At 66.4% G+C, this 20,288-nt stretch carries 14 protein-coding genes; 9 read left to right on the top strand and 5 right to left on the bottom strand.

Going from position 1 to position 20,288, the window contains the following annotated elements:
* Positions 1-32 precede the first annotated feature (32 nt).
* Both FJY88_05845 and FJY88_05840 read left to right on the top strand, forming a co-directional pair.
* Complete coding sequence (locus FJY88_05845; GenBank protein MBM3286856.1) at positions 33-476, top strand: hypothetical protein; 444 nt, start codon at positions 33-35, stop codon at positions 474-476.
* Positions 477-482: 6 nt separating this feature from the next.
* Entirely contained in the window at positions 483-1,625 is a 1,143-nt protein-coding gene (locus tag FJY88_05840) for a DUF1028 domain-containing protein (GenBank protein MBM3286855.1), read from the top strand.
* Here the strand turns inward: FJY88_05840 and tenA are convergent.
* Both tenA and FJY88_05830 read right to left on the bottom strand, forming a co-directional pair.
* On the bottom strand, positions 1,615-2,289 hold the full coding sequence (gene tenA / locus FJY88_05835) for a thiaminase II (GenBank protein ID MBM3286854.1): 675 nt from the start codon (positions 2,287-2,289) through the stop codon (positions 1,615-1,617). The genes FJY88_05840 and tenA overlap by 11 nt on opposite strands.
* 13 nt (positions 2,290-2,302) lie before the next feature.
* Positions 2,303-3,097 carry an SDR family oxidoreductase gene (locus tag FJY88_05830; protein ID MBM3286853.1) on the bottom strand — a complete coding sequence of 265 codons (795 nt, stop codon included), beginning with the start codon at positions 3,095-3,097 and terminating at the stop codon, positions 2,303-2,305.
* Positions 3,098-3,247: 150 nt separating this feature from the next.
* Between FJY88_05830 and FJY88_05825 the strand changes: the two genes are divergently transcribed.
* Entirely contained in the window at positions 3,248-4,732 is a 1,485-nt protein-coding gene (locus FJY88_05825; GenBank protein MBM3286852.1) for a T9SS type A sorting domain-containing protein, read from the top strand.
* A gap of 101 nt (positions 4,733-4,833) precedes the next feature.
* On the top strand, positions 4,834-6,537 hold the full coding sequence (locus FJY88_05820) for a T9SS type A sorting domain-containing protein (protein MBM3286851.1): 1,704 nt from the start codon (positions 4,834-4,836) through the stop codon (positions 6,535-6,537).
* 96 nt (positions 6,538-6,633) lie between these two features.
* Here FJY88_05820 and FJY88_05815 read toward each other — a convergent pair whose 3' ends face one another.
* Complete coding sequence (locus FJY88_05815) at positions 6,634-11,394, bottom strand: T9SS type A sorting domain-containing protein (GenBank protein MBM3286850.1); 4,761 nt, start codon at positions 11,392-11,394, stop codon at positions 6,634-6,636.
* Positions 11,395-11,637: 243 nt separating this feature from the next.
* On the opposite strand from FJY88_05815, the gene FJY88_05810 reads away from it, so the two are divergent.
* From FJY88_05810 to FJY88_05800, 3 genes are all read left to right on the top strand, one after another.
* Positions 11,638-13,509: a 2-oxoacid:acceptor oxidoreductase subunit alpha gene (locus FJY88_05810; protein ID MBM3286849.1), complete on the top strand. Its 1,872-nt coding sequence runs from the start codon at positions 11,638-11,640 to the stop codon at positions 13,507-13,509.
* A complete protein-coding gene (locus tag FJY88_05805; GenBank protein MBM3286848.1) occupies positions 13,506-14,531 on the top strand; it encodes a 2-oxoacid:ferredoxin oxidoreductase subunit beta in 1,026 nt (341 codons plus the stop codon). The genes FJY88_05810 and FJY88_05805 overlap by 4 nt, the downstream gene beginning before the upstream one ends.
* Before the next feature lie 257 nt (positions 14,532-14,788).
* The gene (locus FJY88_05800) at positions 14,789-16,072 is read left to right on the top strand and encodes a hypothetical protein (protein MBM3286847.1); all 1,284 of its coding nucleotides are present in this window, start codon (positions 14,789-14,791) and stop codon (positions 16,070-16,072) included.
* 271 nt (positions 16,073-16,343) lie between these two features.
* Here FJY88_05800 and FJY88_05795 read toward each other — a convergent pair whose 3' ends face one another.
* Complete coding sequence (locus FJY88_05795; GenBank protein ID MBM3286846.1) at positions 16,344-17,585, bottom strand: glycosyltransferase family 4 protein; 1,242 nt, start codon at positions 17,583-17,585, stop codon at positions 16,344-16,346.
* The gene (locus FJY88_05790; protein MBM3286845.1) at positions 17,549-18,334 is read right to left on the bottom strand and encodes a lysophospholipid acyltransferase family protein; all 786 of its coding nucleotides are present in this window, start codon (positions 18,332-18,334) and stop codon (positions 17,549-17,551) included. The genes FJY88_05795 and FJY88_05790 overlap by 37 nt, the downstream gene beginning before the upstream one ends.
* Positions 18,335-18,447: 113 nt before the next feature.
* On the opposite strand from FJY88_05790, the gene FJY88_05785 reads away from it, so the two are divergent.
* Both FJY88_05785 and selD read left to right on the top strand, forming a co-directional pair.
* Positions 18,448-19,524: a hypothetical protein gene (locus FJY88_05785; GenBank protein ID MBM3286844.1), complete on the top strand. Its 1,077-nt coding sequence runs from the start codon at positions 18,448-18,450 to the stop codon at positions 19,522-19,524.
* A gap of 110 nt (positions 19,525-19,634) precedes the next feature.
* A partial coding sequence (gene selD / locus FJY88_05780; protein MBM3286843.1) for a selenide, water dikinase SelD occupies positions 19,635-20,288 on the top strand: 654 nt, incomplete at its 3' end.

Genomic DNA, 20,288 nt, shown 5'->3' with positions numbered 1-20,288 from the left:
TCGAGTTCTCGCGCTGCGGGCAGCCTTTCCCGATGGAGAGTCGGGCGGTCGTCGACGTCCAGACGATCTTCCACAAGAAGGAGCCGCGCGATCTGAGCGCGGCCGTCCGCTTCTACCTCGGCAAGGACCATGGGGGCGCCCACGGAGCGGAGGCCGACGCGGAAGCGACGCTCGATGTCCTGCTCGCGCAGCTCGGCCATTATCCTGATCTGGACGTCACGATCGCGGGACTCGCGGCGGCGTCGAGGCGCGCCGCCGACCGATATGTGGATCCGGATCGCAAGCTCGAGTGGCGGGACGGGAACGCCTGCTTCGCGTTCGGCCGGCACCAGGGAAGGTCCGTGCGGGACGTCATGGAGTCGGATCCGGACTACATCACATGGGTTCTAGCCAACGACTTCCCGGAGCCGCTCAAGGCGATCATGAGGGAAGCGAGGGAAGGGAGATTCCCGCGGCAAGTCGCTGGGGAGGGCTAGACTGGCATGACCGCATTCGAGCGACCGGCCAGCGAGATGGAAGGCCGGAGGAACAGAGGGGCACCGTCCGCCCCGCGACAGTCGCGCCGCCTCGTTCTCGTCCTCCTCGCGGGCGCGATGATGATCGCTGCTCCCTGCGGAGCCATCGAGGAAGCCGGCACCTTCTCGATCGTGGCCCTCGATCCCGAAACGGGAGAGATCGGCGTCGCGGTCGAGTCCCGGGCCTTCAGTGTCGGCTCGGCCGTCTCCTGGGCCGAGGCGGGAGTCGGAGCGATCGCGACGCAGTCGCAGACGAACGAGTCGTTCGGTCCGCGGGGACTCGACCTCATGCGCGCCGGACGAGACGCCGGGCAGACGCTTCGCGAGCTTCTCGCGCCGGACGCGGGTCGCGAGAGCCGGCAGGTCGGCATCGTCGACGCGAAGGGCGGATCGATCTCCCACACCGGCACGGGTTGCTCCCCCTGGGCGGGAGACACGACGGCGCCGGGAATCGCGATCCAGGGGAACATCCTGGCGGGACCCGAGGTCGTGAGCGCCATGCTGCGCGCCTTCCGCGAGACGAGGGGCGAGCTGGCCGAGAGGTTGATCGCGACGCTGAAGGCCGGACAGGCGGCCGGCGGAGATCGCCGCGGACAGCAGTCCGCCGCGCTGCTCGTCGTCCGGCCGAGCGATCTCTACCCCGAGTACCGGACGCGCTACGTCGATCTCCGCGTCGAGGACCACCCCGCGCCGATCGACGAGCTGGAGCGGATCTTCCGCATCCATCAGGTGAGCGATCTGCTGCAGGCGCACACTCGCTATGCGGCCCTCTATGACTCGCTGGGCCAGCAGGAGAACGCGCGGCGGGAGCGCGAGCGAATCGGCGAGACGCTGAGCGGCTACCTCTCGGGGCCCCGCCGGGACGCCCAGGAGCTCAACTCGCTCGCCTGGTTCTGCGCCCTCGGGAATGTCCACATGGAAGAGGCCCTGCGGGCAGCGCAGCTCGCCGTCGAGCTCGAGCCGGAGAGCGCGGAGATCATCGACACTCTGGCGGAGGTCTACTTCCGGATGGGACGCCGGGAGGAGGCGCTCTCGACGATCGAGCGCGCGATCCGGATCGCTCCAGAGGATCCGTATCTCCTCGGCCAGCGGGAGAGGTTCAGAAGGTAGGCCAGTCCTCCATCCGGTAGGCCATGTCCCAGAAGAGCCACTCGTAGCGGGAGCCCACGAGGAAGTGCTCCCTGCATCGCGCCCGCTCCTCGGTCGATACACGCCCGTCGAGACCGTCGACGAGGGCGATCAAGCGGCTCGCGATCGCCTGGTACTCCTCGGAGGCATACGCCGCGACCCAGCGCGCGAAGTGCGGAGCCCCCGCCGGAGGGTTCCGGCCCAGTCGCGCGCCGATTTCCGCATAGCTCACCGTGCAGGGCAGGAGGGCGACCGCGATCTCCGCCTGCGTCCCGAGCGCGCCCACGGCGAGCATGTGGCGCGTGTAGGCGAAGGCCGTCGGGGCGAGGCGCGCCGACTCGAGATCCTCGGGCGCGATCCCGAGCTCGGCGCAGAAGCTTCGATGCAGCTCCATCTCGCTCGAGAGCGTCGCGTGGAGCAGATCGTCGAAGAAGGCCATCTCCGCAAGCCGTCCGCCCCGGGAGACCGCCAGCGCGAGGACCCTGCTGAACTCCGCCAGGTAGGGATAGTCCTGCCGGATGAGGAAGCGGAAGCGATCGAGCGACAGAGAGCCGGCCGATAGCTCCGCGAGAAACGGGTGGCCGTGGATCCCCCTCCAGATCGGATCCGCCTCGCTCCTCAGGGCCGCGAACCATCCCATGGTCACCACTTCCTCGACATCATCCGAAGAGCCCCTTCACGCTCCCGCCATCGACCGAGAGCGCCACGCCGTTGACGAACGCGGCCTCCGTCGACGCCAGGAACGCGATCGCGCGCCCCAGCTCGATCGGCTCGCCGAACCGGCCGGCCGGCACATCTTCCAGATAGCGGCGCCTCGACTCCTCGAGATCGATCCCCGCCTTCTCCGCGCGCCTCTCAAGAACCTCGACGATACGCTCCGTGTTGTATGGCCCGGGACAGACGCAGTTGACCGTCACGCCGCGCGGCCCCACTTCGCGCGCGAGCGACTTGGCGAAGCCGACGACCCCGGGACGGAGTGTGTTGCTGAGGAGGAGCCCATCGATCGGCTGCTTGACAGAGACCGACGTGATGAAGACGATCCTCCCCCACCCCCGTTCGACCATCCCCGGAAGGGCGGCCTTGGCCAGGCGGACGGCGCTCATCAGGGTGAGATGGAAGGCCGCCTCCCAGTCCGACTCCGACAGATCCCCGAGGAAGCCCGGCTTTGGGCCGCCGGCGTTCGCGACGAGGATCGAGATCGGCCCCGCGGCCCGCTCGGCGTCGCGAAAGATCCGCGCCGGCTCTGCTGGCACCGCGACATCCCCCACGATTCCCGAGACCTTGCCCCGACCCATCCGGGAGAGGGCTTCGACCGCGGCTGAGAGCCGCGACTCGCCGCGCGCGCAGAGGACGACACTCGCCCCCTCCTCGACCAACGCGTGGGCCGCCCCGAGGCCGAGTCCCGCGCTCGCGCCCGTCACGAGGGCTCCCTTCCCTTCAAGTCCCAAGCGCATTCGATGGCTCCTCCCTTGTCGACACACTCTTCTTAGCCGGATCCTCGCCCGGTGTCCAGGAGAAGGGTAGATGCGGGATGCTGAAGACAGGCGAGGAATCTGCTATCATCCCAGGGTTGGACCGGCACCCCTCTCTGCGGAGGGTCAGGTATGATGCCAAACGTCAGCACTCGTCATGCCAAGTTCTCCTGCTGCTTGGCGGGGATTCTCCTGTGGTCTTGTCTTGCTACAGGAGCACCAGCTCCTGCCGCACCTCCGTACGACCCGGCCACAGCCCTGCTCATCGTCGACTATCTGCTCAATCAGCAAGACGCCAACGGCGCGATTCCGGATGTACCGAACGGCGAGACCGTGAACATTGACTCCAACATGGAATACGCACTCATAGGCTTCGCCGCAGCGTTCCACTATGCGGGTTCCCCAGCCTATCTGTCCGCGTTGGAACTGGGCATCCGATGGCTCGCCGCCGCCGAGGAAATGACCGACGCTCAATGGCGCGGCAGTTGGTTCTATGCCTATTCATCCGCGCCTCCTTACCAACCTGTGCCAACATCGCCGGATGACCCGGCGATCATGGACGTGCGTGGCGTGGACGCCACCAGCGCGCTGTTCGTCTACCTGCTGTACCTGCATTCGGTGCTCTCCGGCTCGGATGCACTTGCCCAAGAGTACGACGCGAACGCCCGTGCTGCATTGGATTTCGTCCTCGCAGGAAACCAAAGCCCCGACGGGTTCTTCTACAGCTCATGGCAGCGATGGGTCGCAGACGGCCAATGGCATCTCTGGCCCTTCTGCTATGCTGCCGACCAGGCCGATGTGTACTTGGGCATGCGGGCTGGCTGGGAGCTTTACGGCGACACGCGCTATCGCGATGCCGCCGGCCACCTGGAAGAGCAAGTGCCGGGGACGTTTTTCCTTGCCTCGGACGGAAGGTACGCTGTTGGCATGTATGAGGATGGCAGCCTCGCTTCCGAGCTGGATGGCTTCGACGGCGTCTTCCCCCAGGGCTATCTGCCATGGGTTTTTGGAGCAAACCAATACAATCTTGATGCGTTCGATTGGCTGTCGGCTTGCGTGCAAGCCGACGGAAGCCTCGTCTGCTACCCTGGGGATCCTCGTTTCAGTATGAGCGTGTTGATGTACGCCATGTCTGCCACCGGCCTGAGTAAGCCGTTTCCAACGCAGTCGGTGGACTGGCTCATCAATAACACCCTGGATGGGGACGGCGGGATTCGTGACACAGCGGATCCGGCCAGCGAAAAGTACCCGAACGTCGCGGGGTTCGGCGTGGCGGCACTGCTGGGATATCAGGCTTTTCCCGCACCTGCGGGCAGCGTGGACGAGGGGACTTTTCCCCTGCCTGGTTTGGCCCTTGCCGTCTATCCGACGCCTTCGGCGGGAGCGGTGGAGATTCTCGTGTCCGTTGTCCGACCGATCTCCGCCGAGATCGATATCCTCGACGCCGCCGGTCGCAGGGTGCGGTTGCTTGGCCAAAGAACGCTGCGAGAGGGAGTTCACGTCATACACTGGGACCGTAGAAGCGACGACGGGCTGCCTCTTGCTTCGGGAGTCTACTTCGTAAGAGGTGGCGTGGGAGGCCGTTACGTCAGTCATCGCATCGTACTGCTCAGGTGACTCCCGATGTCGAAAGGCACCAATCATACTCGGTTCAACAAGGTCCCGTCCGAACCCTGACACAACCGAGCCCACCAAGCTGGGAGCGAAGGAGAGCCGCCATGAGATCCCCCCTCGTTCTTGTTGTCCTGCTCCTGACTGCTGCAGCCCTGCTCGCCCCTGCCGCGAGCGCCACTGTCTATCTCAAGGCTGACTTCGACGACAAGCTCGTGGGCCTCCATATCGGAATGGGAGGAGCCGCCCTCGGCGAGCCGGTGTCGAGAATCGGTGTCGCGGACACGGTCCGCGGAGGCGCCATGCCGACCCCGTGCCTCGACATCATGGACAACAGCACGACAAGCGCTGGCAACCTCCGGTTCGAGTTCCTCGAGAGCCAAGAGGTCACGGCCGGCGGTCTCGTCATCTCCATGAACCTCTGGTTTCCGGCCTATGAGCAGTTCTTCATCTACATCCGCGAGCAAGGGACTTCCGCAAGGAGCTTCTTGAATCTCCGCTTCGCCGAATCGGGCGCTGTCTCCTGCAGCGATGCCAACGGTGACAACGGCGTCATCGGCAGCTACGAGACCGGGAGGCACTACCGCGTCTGGATCTTCTTCGCGATGGACACCGGCCTCTACAGCGTCTACCTGGACGGCGCGCCGGCGATCATTTCGGAGGATCACGGCGTCACGGACCGCGGGGTGGGCGCGGTTCTCCTGGGATGCAGCTATGACACCGATCGCGACGGCCGCTTCTACGTCGACGATCTCAGCGTGACCGACTACTATCCCTCGGTCCACCATCTGCGGGCCAACTTCAACTACAAACCGATCGACATGCCGGTGGGAGTCGGCGGACCCGAAGTCGGGGAGCCCGTCTTCGTGAGCCCGATCGTGATAACCGCCATGATCAGAGATGAGCCCACCTACACGCCGAGTCTCGAGATCTGCGACATCGATGAATACGCCGCGGGCCATGCGTTGTTTGGATTTCTCTACGACGCTGAGGTGTTGAGCGGGGTCCTCGTCATCGCAGCCGAGCTGAGGTTCGGTGTCGTAGACGAGTACTGGTTCTCCGTGCGGGAGCACGGCGGCGCCGCCGAGGAGTTCACGGACCTCTTCTTCAGCAGCTCGGCCTTGATCGGCCTTGTGGACGGCAGCGGCCACGTTGAGTGGCTCTGCCCGTATGTCTCCGGACGATCCATCCCGATCATGATCATCCACAATCTGGACGCGGGAACGTTCGACGTCTGGATCGATGGCCTGTTGCGCGCGGACGACAGGGCTCACGGCATCGTGGGACGGGGGATCGGGTCCGTCATCATCGGAACCGGCAACGACCCGAACCTCCAGGGCTGCGTCTATGTCGACAATGTCTGGGCCGCGACCCTCACCCCGCCGGCGTTGGCCGTCTGCTGCATGGAGACCGAGTGCGGCCTCATGATCCCGATGGACTGCGCCTACAACACGGGGGAATTCCACGCCGATCTTCATGGCTGTCTGCCGAATCCATGCAATCCGGCTCTTGCCGGCGATTGGGATCCGGGCGAGAGGGGGCGATCTCTCCAGGTTTCCCCGAGCCCTGCCTCGGGCGCGGCCCTCGTGACCTACAGGGTCGGAGGGCCGGCGAGTGTGCGGCTGGAGATCTTCGATGTTGCCGGGCGCCGGGTGCGCGCCCTGTTCGACGGCCGAAGCGAGTCGCCTACGGGGCAGATCCGATGGGACGGCCGCGACGACGCTGGCCGAAAGGTCGGGTCGGGAGTCTATCTGGTCCGCCTGAAGTCGAACGGCTTCACGGAAGCCGATAGGCTAGTCATCGTCGAATAGGGCGGGACCGATCCACAGGAGGCCGGGACCATCGTCTGAGCGGCCGCTGCCGTCAACGCGACAGCGGCCGCTCCACCTTCGAGACGTCTCGCGCCGCTACTCGATCCAGAGCAGCTTGCGCGTCAGGACACGTCCGCCCGCCTCGAGCCTGCAGAAGTAGAGACCGCTGGCCACGAAGCGACCGGCGTCGTCGCGCCCGTCCCAGATCGCGTCGTGGCGGCCCGGCGTCATGGGCTTCGCGGCCAGAGTGGCCACTCTCCTGCCCGAGACGTCGAAGATCCCGAGATCGACCGGCCCGGCCGCCGGAAGGGCATAGCGGATCACGGCGCTCGATGTCGTCGGATTCGGCCGGATCGCCGCGAGATCCAGCTCGAGGGGAAGCAGATCCGCGCCGGCATCCGCCGGAGAACCGTACGTGAGCCGCAGGCACCACTCGTTCAGCGTCCCGACATCGGCCCCCGCATTGTCGCTGACGAAGAGCTTCCATACGCCATCGATCGGCTCGCCAATGAACCGGTCCAGACTCTCGGCCGGCGTAAGCTGGCTCGGATACCATCCGACCAGATTGTCCGTCGTTCCGCCGGTCCTGTTGTGCAGCGTGACCGTGGTGCCGGAAGGCGACTGGACGCGCACGATCAGATCGCCGATGTAGGTGTGCGTGATGCGGACATAGACCTGCAGGCCGCTCACCGTCCCTCCGCCCAGAAGGACAGGCATGGGATCGGTCACTCCTGTCGGGTAGCTGTCGGGAATCGAGAGATTCGGCAGGCGGCAGAACTGGTTCGTCTGAACGGGAAGCAGGACGAAGTTCACGCCCTCCATCTGCTGCGCTTCCGCCAGGACGACCGCCTCGGTCGCCACAGTGAAACCATCCTTGCTCGCCCTGATCGTGTAGGGGCCCGCGAAGAGCCCGGGCAGAGAATACTCGCCTGTCGGTCCCGTGACGACCGATCCGCCGTTCGGAGTCGCCTCGACCCTCACGCCCGAGAAGTCGCTCTGGCCGGCCAGGAAGACGCGCCCCGAGACCGAGCAATCGCCCGCCTCCGGCTCCATCAGCCAGGTCAGAGTGTTTTGCAGGAGGAGCGGTCTGACCTGCGCATCCATCGTCGAGTAGTTGAAGGCGTAGAAGGCGATCTGCCCCCCCTGCGGCGCGGGATTCGGGTCATAGGCGATGACGCTCGCGTTGGCCGCGTAGGACGTCCAGGAGCAGACCTTCACCGCGTCGGGAGTCGGATCGAGGGCGTCCTGGTCGCCGTACTGGACGTAGCTCATCGCGATCGGGCCGGTAATCGTGTTGGGCACGCTCACGATGTAGTGGGCGGGCGCGGCCACCGTCACGTTCCCGCTCTGGTCGGCGTCCCAGTCGTTGATGTGAAGCACCCTCGGAGCGAACTGGGAGTCGGAGTAGAAGTCATACCCGACCTCTCCCCCCTCGATGAGCAGATGGCCGCCTCCATCCACAAAGCTGATCAGGCTGGATCGAAATGCCGCATTGGCCAGTGGATCGATTCGCCCGCCGCTCGAGACGATCAGCAGATCGTAGTTCGACCAGGTGGCCGGGTTCGTGGCGCTCATCGTCTCGACAGTCGACGTATATCCGATGTTCTCCAGATCTGTGAGAAGATCGGCGATCCCCTTCGACTCGCGGACGATGAGCCCCTCGGCGAGGACCTCGCCCGTCTTCTCGTCGAGCTTCGCCGGGACCGAGAACTCCTTGCTCGTCTGGTCGTTGATGACGAGGAAATCGCCGTTCGTCACATCGAGCCAGAAGTTCCTCTCGGTCACAGGCTGCGCGACCGTTACATTCACCGTCTCCGGAATGTGATGCCAGGACCTGGCGATCACGACGTAGTCGAAGTAGGGAAGCGCGGGCGTCGTGTAGGTCCCGTCGAGAGGATCGGTGGCGGCCTCGGCGTATAGCCCCATCGTGTCGCTGCGGTAGACCTTGATCGTGGCCGCCAGCGGCAGGTCGGTCTCGTCCTCGAGGACCGTTCCGCTCAGAACGCCGCTCGGGGCGGGGACGAGCGCGATGTCGAGAACGTTCGCTCCGTAGTTCACGAAGAAGGGCTCCTCCCAGTGCTCGAACCCGAAGAAGTCGACCTCGACCGTATAGAGGGCGCACAGGATCTCGTCCCCTACGGCGTAGTTCCCCTGCGCGTTCGTCGTCGCCTGGAAGCTCAGATCGCCGAGTCCGTCATACCCCTTGACGACCGCGCCGACGGCGGGCGAGCCGCCCGCGTCGACATGGCCGGACAGCGTGCCGAAGGCCTCGATCACGGGGAACTCCTCGGCATAGAGGTCATAGCCGCTCAGGGCGATCAGGCCGCGGATGACGCCGAGGGCTCCGGGGGTCAGATCGAGGTGGTCGTCCGTCGTGCTGGCGATGGAAGCGCCGTTCTGGAATGCCCAGAGGGTGGCGCCCGCTTCCCCTAGCTGGGCGTGAAGAGTGCCCGGGAGGTTCAAGGCGAAGGAGTCGACCAGTCCGATCGATGTCGTCACCCAGAGATCCGGACTGGTGAGGCTCAGGGCGTTGACCTGGATCGGCACGCGGAAAAGCTCCCACGGCTCGGCCGGATCCTTGCCGACGATGTCGAGGGTCGGCCCGTACGGGTAGTCGACCGTGATCTCGCAGTAGCCGTCGGTCTCCGTGAAGGCGTGGCCCGATTCGTAATCCAGCCCTTCCGCCCAGACTTCGATCCCCGGCTTGGGCGTCGATCCGTCGTACTCGAACACGCCCACGCTGATCGGAGTCTCGACGTTGGCGTCGATGACATCGGGGTCGATATAGACCGTCGCAGGGACGATCACGTTGATGTCGGTCTGGTACGGCTCGCGGTTCTGCATCATGACGACCAGATGCGCGGTTCCGGGAGTCAGCGGATCGGCAAGGATGGGAAGATCGATCGCGCCCGTCTCGCCGACCGTCCCTGCGCCGATCAGCTCTCCATCCTTGGTGAGACCCACGTAGCTGCCCGGGACGGCCTCGATCGGGACCGTGGCCCAGGTCGTGAAGATCGTGGCGGGATGCAGGACCGAATTCGGCTCCGGCACGCCCAGGTAGGTCGTCAGGCTCGGATCGCCCATCAGGTTGTAGATGTTCCAGTAGTAGGTGATCCTGCTCGATCCGGATTCCATCACGGCCAGGTTGCCGCAGAAGATCAGCGCGTCGCTCGTGACGTACCACTGGGCCATGGCCTCGCCGTGATCGTGGAAGAGGCCGTCGTAGGTCCCCATGTGGGCGGGGTCGAACGGGGGATTCGCCGAGACCGCCTTGTAGCCGACGCCCCACCAGTAGTCCTCGTCCCAGTATGTGGAGTTGCTTCCGCCGATGTAACCGATCGCTCCCTTGTTGGGCGCGCGCAGCCAGGTCTCGGCGAAGCACTCTCCGTATGCGTAGTCGCTCGTCGAGCAGCAGTTGCCGACCACGAGGGGGTACTTGCCGTAGTTCGTCAGGTTGTTGACATCGCTCTGCCCGAAGTAGGGATCCGCCCATGACGTCTCGCTGCCGTGGGCAGTGTAGTTTGCGTAGCCGACTCCGTGGCTCACATCCGCGATGATCTGAGCGGCCATCCCTCCCGACTGCGGGTAGAGGTAGGTGTGGCTCAGGATGCCGTGCGCCTGGTTGAAGTAGTAGGTCGTGCCGTAGTTGATCTGACCGTTCGCCCAGGTGGATCCGTGGCTCGCGTCCATGCCCGCGATCATGAGCACTTCTCCCAGATAGCTCGGATCGGGCATGGTGAACTGGTCGTACATCATCGTCTTGTCGAGGATCGCCTGGAGCTGGCTCGGGTTCGTCGCCGACCAGCGGCCGTAGTAGATCTCCGGCACCAGATCGGCGTCGATGGCGCAGTAAGGTCGATCCGAGGGATCCCCGCTCAGGGTCCATGTCGGCATCTGCGCGACATCGCCGATGAAGAGAACGAAGCTCGGCGCCGGCAGCTCCGGGGTGCCGTTCTGATAGAGGTTGCGGATATAGGCCTGGATCGAGGCGGTCGTCGTCCCCACCTCGGGCGTGCCGAGCACCCCGACGACGACGTGGAACCCGCGCCTCACCTTCCAGTCCACGAAGCTCTGGATCTGCGCTTCGAACTCGGGCGGCGTGAGAATCACCATGGTCACCACGTCGGCCACGCGATCGGGGTAGTTCTCGTGGATGCCCCGATAGCCGTCGAGCCGCTCGTAGACGACCTCGAAGAAGGGGCTGTTCGTACGGGCCTTCAGATCGTCGCCGCCCGCGTGGTCCGCACCCTCGAAGCGAACGCGAAACTCGATCGCGTCGTAGACCACGATCCTATTCTCAGCCGGAAAATACTCGACGGGCGAGACTTCCAGGCGTCCGACATCGACCGCCCTCAGCCGTCCGAGGGATGCGATCGCAACGAGATCCTGGGCGACGCGAGGCGCGTTGTAGGCCTGCCGGTCATAGACGAACGGCCAGGCGGCCGGATCGGCGCTCTTCGGCATGCTCGGCTGCGCCGGCAGGAGCCTGTTCTCGATCCCGAACAGGCCCAGATCGATGCTCCGGCTGGAGACCCCGACGACCTCCACGCTCGCCCTCGCGCCGTGCGGGATCTCGATCAAGCGGTTCATCATGGGAAGCTCGGGAGAGCCCTCGTTCTTCGAGCAGTGGAACTCGGGGATCATCAGGCGCGTGAAGGGCCCCTCGGGCGTCTCGACGTCCATGGCGACAAGCCGGCCGATCTGGACGGAGTAGATGAGCGCATCATCCTGCCGCTCGAGGAGCGTCAGGCGGGAGTCCCCCCCGCGCACCGGGATCTCTCTCACATCGGCGGCGGCCGAACCGAGGACGATTCCGAGCAGGAGGAGGGCCAGAAGAAGAGGGTGGGCGAGTCTCATCGCAGGTTCCTTTCGAGGATGTTGGCGACTCTTCCCGGGCGGCGGCCGGGATCCATTTCAAGCCAAGATAAATTATACTCCCGTTCGGTCTTGGGTTGAATTGCGGAACTTGGCCGGGCCGGGCGGCGGACGGCGCCGGCCCCGCACATTGAAGAAGATCAAATGCGATGATACAGTAATACTGAACGTTCAGCGGAGCGGGGGGACACCTTGCTCCGGCGAAAGGGAAGGGGATCAAACAAGATGGACGCTGACGCCAAGACCCTTCAGCGCCCGAAGCCGAACGCGGTTCTCGACGGGGTCGTGATCCGCTTCGCGGGCGACTCCGGCGACGGAATGCAGCTGACGGGATCGCAGTTCACCGCGACCTCCGCCGTCGTCGGAAACGACCTGGCGACCTTCCCCGACTACCCCGCCGAGATCAGGGCGCCGGCGGGGACCGTCCCGGGCGTCAGCGGCTTCCAGGTCCACTTCTCTTCCCACGACATCTCGACGCCGGGCGACGCCCCGGATGTGCTGGTCGCGATGAACCCCGCCGCTCTCAAGGTCAACCTGCCCGACTTGAAGCGAAACGGCGTGATCATCGTCAACACGAACTCCTTCACGCAGAACGATCTCAAGAAGGCGGGCTACGATGCCAGTCCCCTCGACGACCATTCCCTCGACGGCCATAGGGTCCTCAAGGTCGAGCTCACGAGACTGACACGCTTGGCCCTCGAGAAGACGGGGCTCGACACCAGGACCGTCGACCGCTGCAAGAACCTCCTCGCCCTGGGGATGATGTACTGGCTCTACAACCGGCCGCTGGACCCGACGCTGCGCTGGATCGAGGAGAAGTTCGAGAAGCAGCCCGCGCTCCTCGAGGCGAACGTCCTCGCCCTCAAGGCGGGGCACACCTTCGCGGAGGCGACCGAGCTGTTCGAGATGAGCTACACCGTCCCTCCCGCGCGGCTCGCGCCCGGCCGCTACCGCAACATCTCGGGAAACAGCGCCCTCGCGCTGGGGCTCACGGCGGCCGGCGAGCGCTCAGGCATCCCGATCTTCTTCGGAAGCTACCCGATCACTCCGGCCAGCGAGATCCTGCATGAGCTATCGCATCTGAAGAACTTCGGAGTGATCACCTTCCAGGCCGAGGACGAGATCGCCGCGATCGGAGCGGCCCTCGGCGCCTCCTTTGCGGGCCACCTGGGAGTCACGGCCACGAGCGGACCGGGGATCGCGCTCAAGAGCGAGATGATCGGGCTCGCCGTAATGGCGGAACTCCCGCTTGTCATCTGCAATGTCCAGCGCGGCGGCCCCTCGACCGGTCTTCCCACCAAGACGGAGCAGGCCGATCTGCTGCAGGCCCTCTTCGGCCGCAACAGCGAGGCTCCCGTCCCGGTTCTTGCCGCGGCGACGTCATCGGACTGCTTCGCGATGGCGTATGAGGCCTGCCGGTTGGCGGTCGTCTTCATGACGCCCGTCTTCCTCCTCTCGGACGGCTATCTGGCGAACGGGGCGGAGCCGTGGCTCCTACCCGACCTCGGGAAGCTCCCGCCGATCCCCCGGGGGTTCATCGAGAGACCGGACGGGTTCGAGCCGTACGCGCGCGATCCTGAGACATTGAGCAGGCCCTGGGCGATTCCGGGAACGGCGGGTCTGGAGCATCGAATCGGGGGCCTGGAGAAGCAGAACGTGACGGGCAACGTCAGCTACGATCCCGGGAATCACGAGCGGATGGTCGATCTGCGCGCGCGGAAGGTCGCGGGGATCGCCTCCCACATTCCGCCCCAGGTCGTGGAGGGGGATCAGGAGGGGGAGATCCTGGTGGTCGCCTGGGGATCGACCTACGGCGCCATCCACGGCGCCATCCGCGAGCTGCGGGCGCGGGGGAGCGTTCGCGTGGGCCACGCGCACCTGCGCCACATCCATCCTCTGCCGGCGAATCTGGGCGAGATCCTCGGGCGCTTCGAGAGGATTCTCGTCCCCGAGCTGAACTCGGGGCAGCTCCGATGGATCATTCGGGCGCGCTATCTCGTCGATGCGGTCGGCCTGAACAAGGTCCAGGGCCGTCCCTTCACGGAGGGGGAGATCGTCACGAAGATCGAGGAGATCACGGGAAGGAGCCGCGCATGAGCGAGACCACGGGGACGGCCGCTCTCACCAAGAAGAGCTTCCAGAGCGACCAGGAGGTCCGCTGGTGTCCTGGCTGCGGGGACTACGCCATCCTGAGCGCCGTGCAGTCGGTCTTCGCCGAGCTGGGCATTCCGCGCGAGAAGTTCGTCTTCGTCTCGGGCATCGGGTGCTCGAGCCGCTTCCCCTACTACATGAACACCTTCGGATTCCACACGATTCATGGACGGGCCCCGGCTGTGGCCACGGGAATCAAGATCGCGAATCCCGACCTCTCCGTCTGGGTCGTGACGGGCGACGGCGATGCCCTCTCCATCGGCGGCAACCACATCATCCACGCCATGCGGCGCAACATCGACATCAAGGTCCTTCTCTTCAACAACAGGATCTACGGTCTCACGAAGGGGCAGTACTCCCCCACCAGCGAGCAGTTCAAGAAGACGAAGTCGACTCCGTACGGATCGATCGACCCGCCGTTCGAGCCGATCTCACTCGCGCTCGGGTCGGGGGCCACCTTCGTCGCCCGGACCGTCGATGTCCTCGTTCCGCACATGAAGGAGATCGTGCGCCGCGCGGCGGCCCATCGCGGGAGCGCCTTCATCGAGATCCTGCAGAACTGCGTCATCTTCAACGACGGGGCCTTCGAGGAGTGGACCGCCCGGGAGTCCCGCGACGAGAGGTCGCTCCATCTCGTGCAGGGCCAGCCCCTGCTCTTCGGCAAGGACCGGAAGCGCGGAGTCATGCGGGCCCAATGCGAGTTACGGATCGTCGATCTCGGAGACGATTGCGCGGAAGAAGACCTCTTGCGCCACGACGAGACTCGCGAAGACCCTGCCATGGCGTTCGAGCTCGCCCAGTTCGGAGCCGGCAAGGGGAATCCCCTGCCCATCGGCGTCTTCCGGGCGGTAAGCCATCCGACCCTCGAGACGCTCGTGCATGAGCAGATGCGCGAGGTTCGCGGGAAGAAGGGGCAGGGCTCCATCGAGAAGCTCATCGCCGCCGGCGAGACCTGGGAGGTCAAGTAGGCGGATCCGACGGCGCCGGAGCAGAGCGCGCCGGGGTTGTCGTCGAGGGCCCCCGCGGTTCCCTGCGCCCCGCGCCGCGAAAGCGAACATAGCGGGGCGCAGGGAACCGCGGGGGCCCTGAGACGCTCCGGGGGATCGCTGCCGGCTCGCAGGCCCGCGCCCCCAAGGCGCGCCGGCCCTCTTTCGCCTTGACCCTCCCGGGGCCGCGGCTAACCTCGCTTGAAGAAGATCTACCGACTGTCGAGAGGAGGAATCGGATGACCTTGAATCGTGCCGCGGCGGCGCTCTGCCTCATCATCGGCCTCTGCCTGCCGGGAGTCATCGCGCGGGCGGGAGAGTCCGTGGAGGGGAAGAACAACAGGCTCTCGCTCGAGGGGACGTTCTGGGGCCGGTACAGCTACCTGCTCGAAGACCTGAGCGAGGAGAACGCCTCCATCGACCGGAACGGCTTCGCGATCGACCGGGTCTACCTCACGATGTCGAGCCAGCTCGGCGAGAAGCACATTGGCCGGATCCGGCTCGAGGCGGAGAACCAGAACGACGGCGCGAGCAGGGTGTTCCTCAAGACGGCGGAGGTCGTGGTCTCCGATCCGCTCGGGCTCAAGGCTTCGAAGCTCCGCTTCGGACAGACGGAGGGAATCGCGAGCGTCTGGTACGAGAAACCCTGGGGGTATCGGATCGTCTCCCGAACCGTGCCCGATCGCTACCTGGGGATCAGCACGACCTACCTGTGCGCCGGACTCACGAAGAGCTGGCTCGGCGGCCTGGTGGAGACCGACCTGGTCGTCGCGAACCGCGCCCCGTTCAACCAGGATGTCGCGAGCGGCGCCGCCAACCCCAGGGTCTGGGCCACCGGAGGGACAGTCGACAGCGTCGCGACCGGCACCGCCAATCCGAAGCACAAGATCTTCGGGGGGAGAGCCTATGTGACTCCGTTCCGGGAAGGTCCGGCGAAGGGGTTCGGGGTCGGGGGATACGCGCAGATCGCCTCCGGCGGCCCCGACGATCTAGAGCTCAAGTCCTCGGAGAAGAGGACGCTCTGGTTCGGCGCGCATGCCTTCTACATGTCCGAGAAGCTCAACGGCGGGGTCCAGTACGACCTCCGCGCGAGGAAGACGCCCACCTTCGAGATCGCCCACGTCGACGGGATGCCCGACACAACGATGACGCTCAAAGAGCACTCCTCCGACGTCATCAGCATCCTGGGTCGCTTCTATGTCACCGACCGGATCGAGCTGTTCGGCCGCTACGATATCGTCGACTACGACACCGATGCCGAGGGGCTCGAGGTCGCCGCGAGAGCGGCGGAGCGGTTGCTCGCCGCCCTGCGGCCGTCCGAAAACGTCCTCATGCTCGGCGTCTCGCGCGCCTGCACGAAGACCCTGAGGGGCGTCCTCGATCTATCCCTGCGGTCGATCAGCGAGGACATCTACCTGGTCTCTCGGGAGGTCAGTCCCGGCCAGGCGCCCAAGCTGACCAGGAGCAAGAGCGGGTCGGACGACGAGATCACCGTCTCTCTCCGCCTGGAGGCGAGGCTCTAGGGCCGTTCGATCGCGCCTGAGACCCCCCTCGCGGCGCGATTCGGGACCCCGACCGGTTCCCGAAGCCCCGCGCCGCGAACGCGAACCTAGCGGGGCGAAGGGAGCCGTCGGGGTCCATCCTCCTCGCTGCAGATCCGCTAACCCTGGTGTCGCGCTGTGACCCGCTCCGCTCGCTGAGTGACAGGGCGCGAGCTGCGCGGGCCAGCAGCGCTCCACCTGGAGCGTCCGGGACCCCGACCGGTTCCCGAAGCCCCGCGCCGCGAACGCGAACCTAGCGGGGCGAAGGGAGCCGTCGGGGTTCATCCTCCTCGCGGCGCGCGCGCGGCTCGCGCCCATGATCCGCGACGACGATCCGCTCCCCCATCGCCGCCCCGCGGCCCAAGGCCTCTCGATAGGCCCCCTCGACGAGGAGCGAAACCTTGCCCCATGAGAATCCCCTCGCGTGAGCGCGCGCCGCGTCCCGAAGCGCTCCCTCCTGCGCGCGCCCGATCGCATCCTTGATCGCCGAAGCCAGCGCGCGAGGATCCCCCGGGGAGAAGAGCGCCGCCGCCGGGCATCCGTCGAGGACCTCCGAAAAACCATCGATGCGGGAAGCGATGACAGGCAGCCCGGACGCAAGGGCCTCGAGCAGGACGATGCCGAAGGACTCTCCATGGAGCGCGGGAGCGACGAAGAGGTCCGCGTCGCGGTAGATCGAGGGAATCGCCGCGGGGTCGACTTCGCCCAGCAGGCGGAGATCGACGCCGGCCCTCGCCGCCCTCCGCAGGACTCTGCCGCGCAGCGATCCGTCGCCGACGACGATCAGCCTCAGGGGGCGGCCCGCCCTCCTTCCCGCGATCGCGACCCCATCGATCAGGACATCCAGCCCCTTCCTCGGCTCCAGGCGGCCGACGAACAGGATCGACAGAGGCCCGGGATCGCGGCCGTTCTCTGACGGTCGGAACCGTGCCAGGTCCACCCCATTCGGGATGAGGAGGTACTCCCCCGGAAAGTGCCTTCCCGCATAGAGGGCCGCCGTGCGGGAAACGGCGATCCTCGGATGCAGCTTCATGGCCATCGGTGCGAGGAAGGGCGAAAGGAGGCGAAGCCCGACGTGCGGCCGGCCGGCGTTGTGGAAAGTCCCCACGCAGGGAAGCCCCGCCTCGCGCAGAACCGCCCAGGGAAGGAACGGCTCGAGGGGAGAGTGGACATGGATCAGATCGAACCCGATTGCCAGAGCGCGACGGACGGAAGCCCGGTAGAGCGGGCTCCACGCGACGGACGCCTTGCTCCCGTTCGACGAGACCGTGAAGCGCCTTCCCAGCCGGATGATCGGAAGGCCCGGAAGCTCGCCGCCGATGGGCGGCGGGCCCGCCGTCAGAATCCGGACCGCGTGCCCGCGCTCCTTGAGGGCGAGCCCGAGATGGCGCACATGCTCCCCGATGCCGCCGTGATGGGGATGATACGACTGGCTGACGATCAGGATCCTCATCCCGCTCATGCAGCGTCTCCGAGCGCCCGGAAGAGAGTCCATTGCCCTTCCCTCCCCCGCACGAGCTCGACAAGGAGGTCGGCCAGACGATCGGGACTTGGCGCCGTCGAGCCGCCTCCAAGAGGCGGCCAGATGCGAAGGACCATCCTTCCCGCCGCGCTCCGGATGCAGAGGACGGGCAGGACCGGCGCGCCGCTGCGGCGGGACAGGAGGGAGATGCCCCGGGTCGCGAGCCCGCGTCCCTCGTGCTGATCCCCGTCGAGATGGAGCGCCACGATCCCCCCGGTCCTCAGGATCCGCAGGAGTCGCCCGACCGCCCCGGAGCGGTCGTGGATCTGGATCCCTCGAGCGCCATAGAGCGAGCGCAGCTCCTCGGTCCATGAGCGGAGCATCTGCGCGCCGGCGACAGAATGGATGGGGCGGCCGCATAGACGATGAAGCGCCTCTCCCCCGAGGTGCCAGTTGCCCACGTGCGCCGTGGCCACGAGAAGGCCGCGGGCTCTCGTGAGCGCCTCGCGCGCGTGATCGCTCCCCTCCACCTCGATCGGAAAAGCGCGCCCTCCGAGCATAGCGAGGGACTCGTACTGGAGGAGGATGTGGTGGCGAAAGGGCGTCGCCGACGGCAGCCTTCTCCCGGACCGATCGGCGCCGGTGAGGCCGTGGTTCGACCTCCAGGCGCGCGCCCGGGATGGAGCCAGGAGCGCCATCATCGGGCCGGCGATCGAGCCGGCGATGGCGGCCCCCTGTGGGGGAATCGCGGCGACCAACCGCGCGATCATCCGGACGGACATCGCCCGATTCTGCTACCAGAGGCGGCCGGCGATCCAGCGGCTTTGCGCCGAGAGCATCCGCTCCGCTCCGGGACGGGTTTGACCGGGCCGCCCGAAGACCGGATCATGGGCGCATGAGCGCGTTCGCTTCACCGGCCCTCCTGCTGGCCTTTCTCGTCGCCGCCGCTCCCGGCTTTGCCCGGGAGGGGATCGACGGCCTGATTCCGCCCGACAGCGCGGCGAGCTTCCCGACCGCATGGATCCCTGCCCCTGGCGATTGGGAGGCTATCGAGGGGTCCTTGGTCCGGACGGAGCGGCATGGGACCTGGCGGATCGGGATCTCCTCGCGCAGGCTCGGGATGATCATCGGCGGAAGGGCGGATCAGGACGTGACCTTTCCTCGCGTCGAGTTCAGGCGGCTTGATGGCGACGACACATCGACCGTCGCGGTGATCATCCCGACGGGGAACCGGGAGATCTCCATCCTCTCCCCCCGGGATCCTCGACTGGATGCCGTGCCGCTCGAGCTGATCGAGGATCCCCTCGGCCGCTGGCCGAACGTCTGCAACCTCTCGATCCTGGACGCGACCGGCTCGCTCGATCTGGATCGGGACGGCATCCCCGAGATCGCGCTGCGCAGATTCTGCAGCTGTCCGGCAAGCGCGTGCGCCGGGTTGGAGATCGTCGAGCTGAGCGCATCCGGACCGGAGATCATCGACCCATCCGCGCTCTCCCGCGGATTGTCGCTCGGAAGAGTCACGCTTCTCGAGCTGATTCCCGGCAGCGATCCGGCGCGGCCGATCCTCCGCGTCGCGCCCGACTACCTGGAAGAGTGCCGCTTCGTCTCTCTTCTCGCGATCCGAGGCAGCAACGATTGCCCGGGCTGCTGCCGGTTCCCCGTTCTCCTCCGGGTGGCCGAGGACGGCGGCTACGAGCCCTACTACGATGCGCATAGCCACGGCCGATGGCTCCAGCGGGCCAAGGACGATCTGAACTTCGTCGCGGCTCAGGATCCGGGGGAGCCGCTCCGATCTCTCGCGGAGGCGCAACTCTGCAGAGCGGCGGCCTTCTTCTACCTCACCGGCTCGGGGCCCGAGACCCGGCGGGTCGTGGAGGATGCGTTGGGCGCGCGCGCGCGCCAGTTCAGGGTCCAGGATCTCCTGAGACGCCTGGACGGGATGTTCCTGGCGGGCGCCTCCGGCCCGCGTTGAGCGCCGCGGCCGGTCCTGCTACGGTGGGTGGACAGGCTCGACTGCGGTCGAGGAGCGCGCAGGCGCGACAAGCGACGCCCCGAGAAGGAGAAGCGGTGGACAAGGAACGGATGAAGCGGCTGACCGAGATGGCCGCCTGCGCCGGCTGAGCATCCAAGATCGCTCCAGGGGACCTGGAGCAGGTGCTCGCCGGATTGCCCCGGATCACCCATCCGGATCTTCTCGTGGGGATGGAGACCCACGACGATGCGGGGGTCTATCGCGTCTCGCCTGACCTCGCCCTCATCCAGACGGTCGACTATTTCACGCCGATCGTCGATGACCCGCGCGACTTCGGCGCGATCGCGGCGGCGAACGCCTTCTCGGACGTCTACGCGATGGGCGGCGTCCCACGCACCGCCATGAACCTGGTCGGCTGGTCGCAGGGCGAGCAACCCTGGGACGTCCTCAGGTCCATCCTGGAGGGCGCGCACGAAGTCGTGCATGAAGCGGGCGCCGTCCTGGTCGGGGGCCACTCGGTGAAGTCCCCAGAGATCTTCTTCGGCCTCTCCGTCACCGGGACGATCCATCCCGATCGGGTGGTGACGAACCGGGGCGCCAGGCCAGGAGACATCCTCTTTCTCACCAAGCCGATCGGCACCGGGATCCTCGCGACGGCGCTGAAGCGAGGCCGTCTGAGCGCCGAGGGACTCTCGATCGCGACGGCGACGATGCGCCGGCTGAACAGAGCCTCGGCCGAAGCGATGCAGGAGATCGGGGTCGAC

The organism is Candidatus Eisenbacteria bacterium (assembly GCA_016867495.1).
Classification (GTDB): Bacteria; Eisenbacteria; RBG-16-71-46; order CAIMUX01; family VGJL01; genus VGJL01.
The sequence above is the reverse complement of the archived record's forward strand: the minus strand, read 5'-3'. Positions and strand labels throughout refer to the sequence as shown.

Excerpts from the sequence above, each read along its gene's own strand:
- FJY88_05815 (MBM3286850.1), bottom strand. The coding sequence starts at position 11,394 with ATGAGACTCGCCCACCCTCTTCTTCTGGCCCTCCTCCTGCTCGGAATC.
- FJY88_05800 (MBM3286847.1), top strand. The coding sequence starts at position 14,789 with ATGACCTTGAATCGTGCCGCGGCGGCGCTCTGCCTCATCATCGGCCTC.
- FJY88_05785 (MBM3286844.1), top strand. The coding sequence starts at position 18,448 with ATGAGCGCGTTCGCTTCACCGGCCCTCCTGCTGGCCTTTCTCGTCGCC.
- FJY88_05840 (MBM3286855.1), top strand. The coding sequence starts at position 483 with ATGACCGCATTCGAGCGACCGGCCAGCGAGATGGAAGGCCGGAGGAAC.
- FJY88_05790 (MBM3286845.1), bottom strand. The coding sequence starts at position 18,334 with ATGTCCGTCCGGATGATCGCGCGGTTGGTCGCCGCGATTCCCCCACAG.
- FJY88_05830 (MBM3286853.1), bottom strand. The coding sequence starts at position 3,097 with ATGCGCTTGGGACTTGAAGGGAAGGGAGCCCTCGTGACGGGCGCGAGC.
- FJY88_05825 (MBM3286852.1), top strand. The coding sequence starts at position 3,248 with ATGATGCCAAACGTCAGCACTCGTCATGCCAAGTTCTCCTGCTGCTTG.
- FJY88_05805 (MBM3286848.1), top strand. The coding sequence starts at position 13,506 with ATGAGCGAGACCACGGGGACGGCCGCTCTCACCAAGAAGAGCTTCCAG.
- FJY88_05795 (MBM3286846.1), bottom strand. The coding sequence starts at position 17,585 with ATGGACTCTCTTCCGGGCGCTCGGAGACGCTGCATGAGCGGGATGAGG.
- FJY88_05810 (MBM3286849.1), top strand. The coding sequence starts at position 11,638 with ATGGACGCTGACGCCAAGACCCTTCAGCGCCCGAAGCCGAACGCGGTT.
- FJY88_05820 (MBM3286851.1), top strand. The coding sequence starts at position 4,834 with ATGAGATCCCCCCTCGTTCTTGTTGTCCTGCTCCTGACTGCTGCAGCC.
- FJY88_05845 (MBM3286856.1), top strand. The coding sequence starts at position 33 with ATGGAGAGTCGGGCGGTCGTCGACGTCCAGACGATCTTCCACAAGAAG.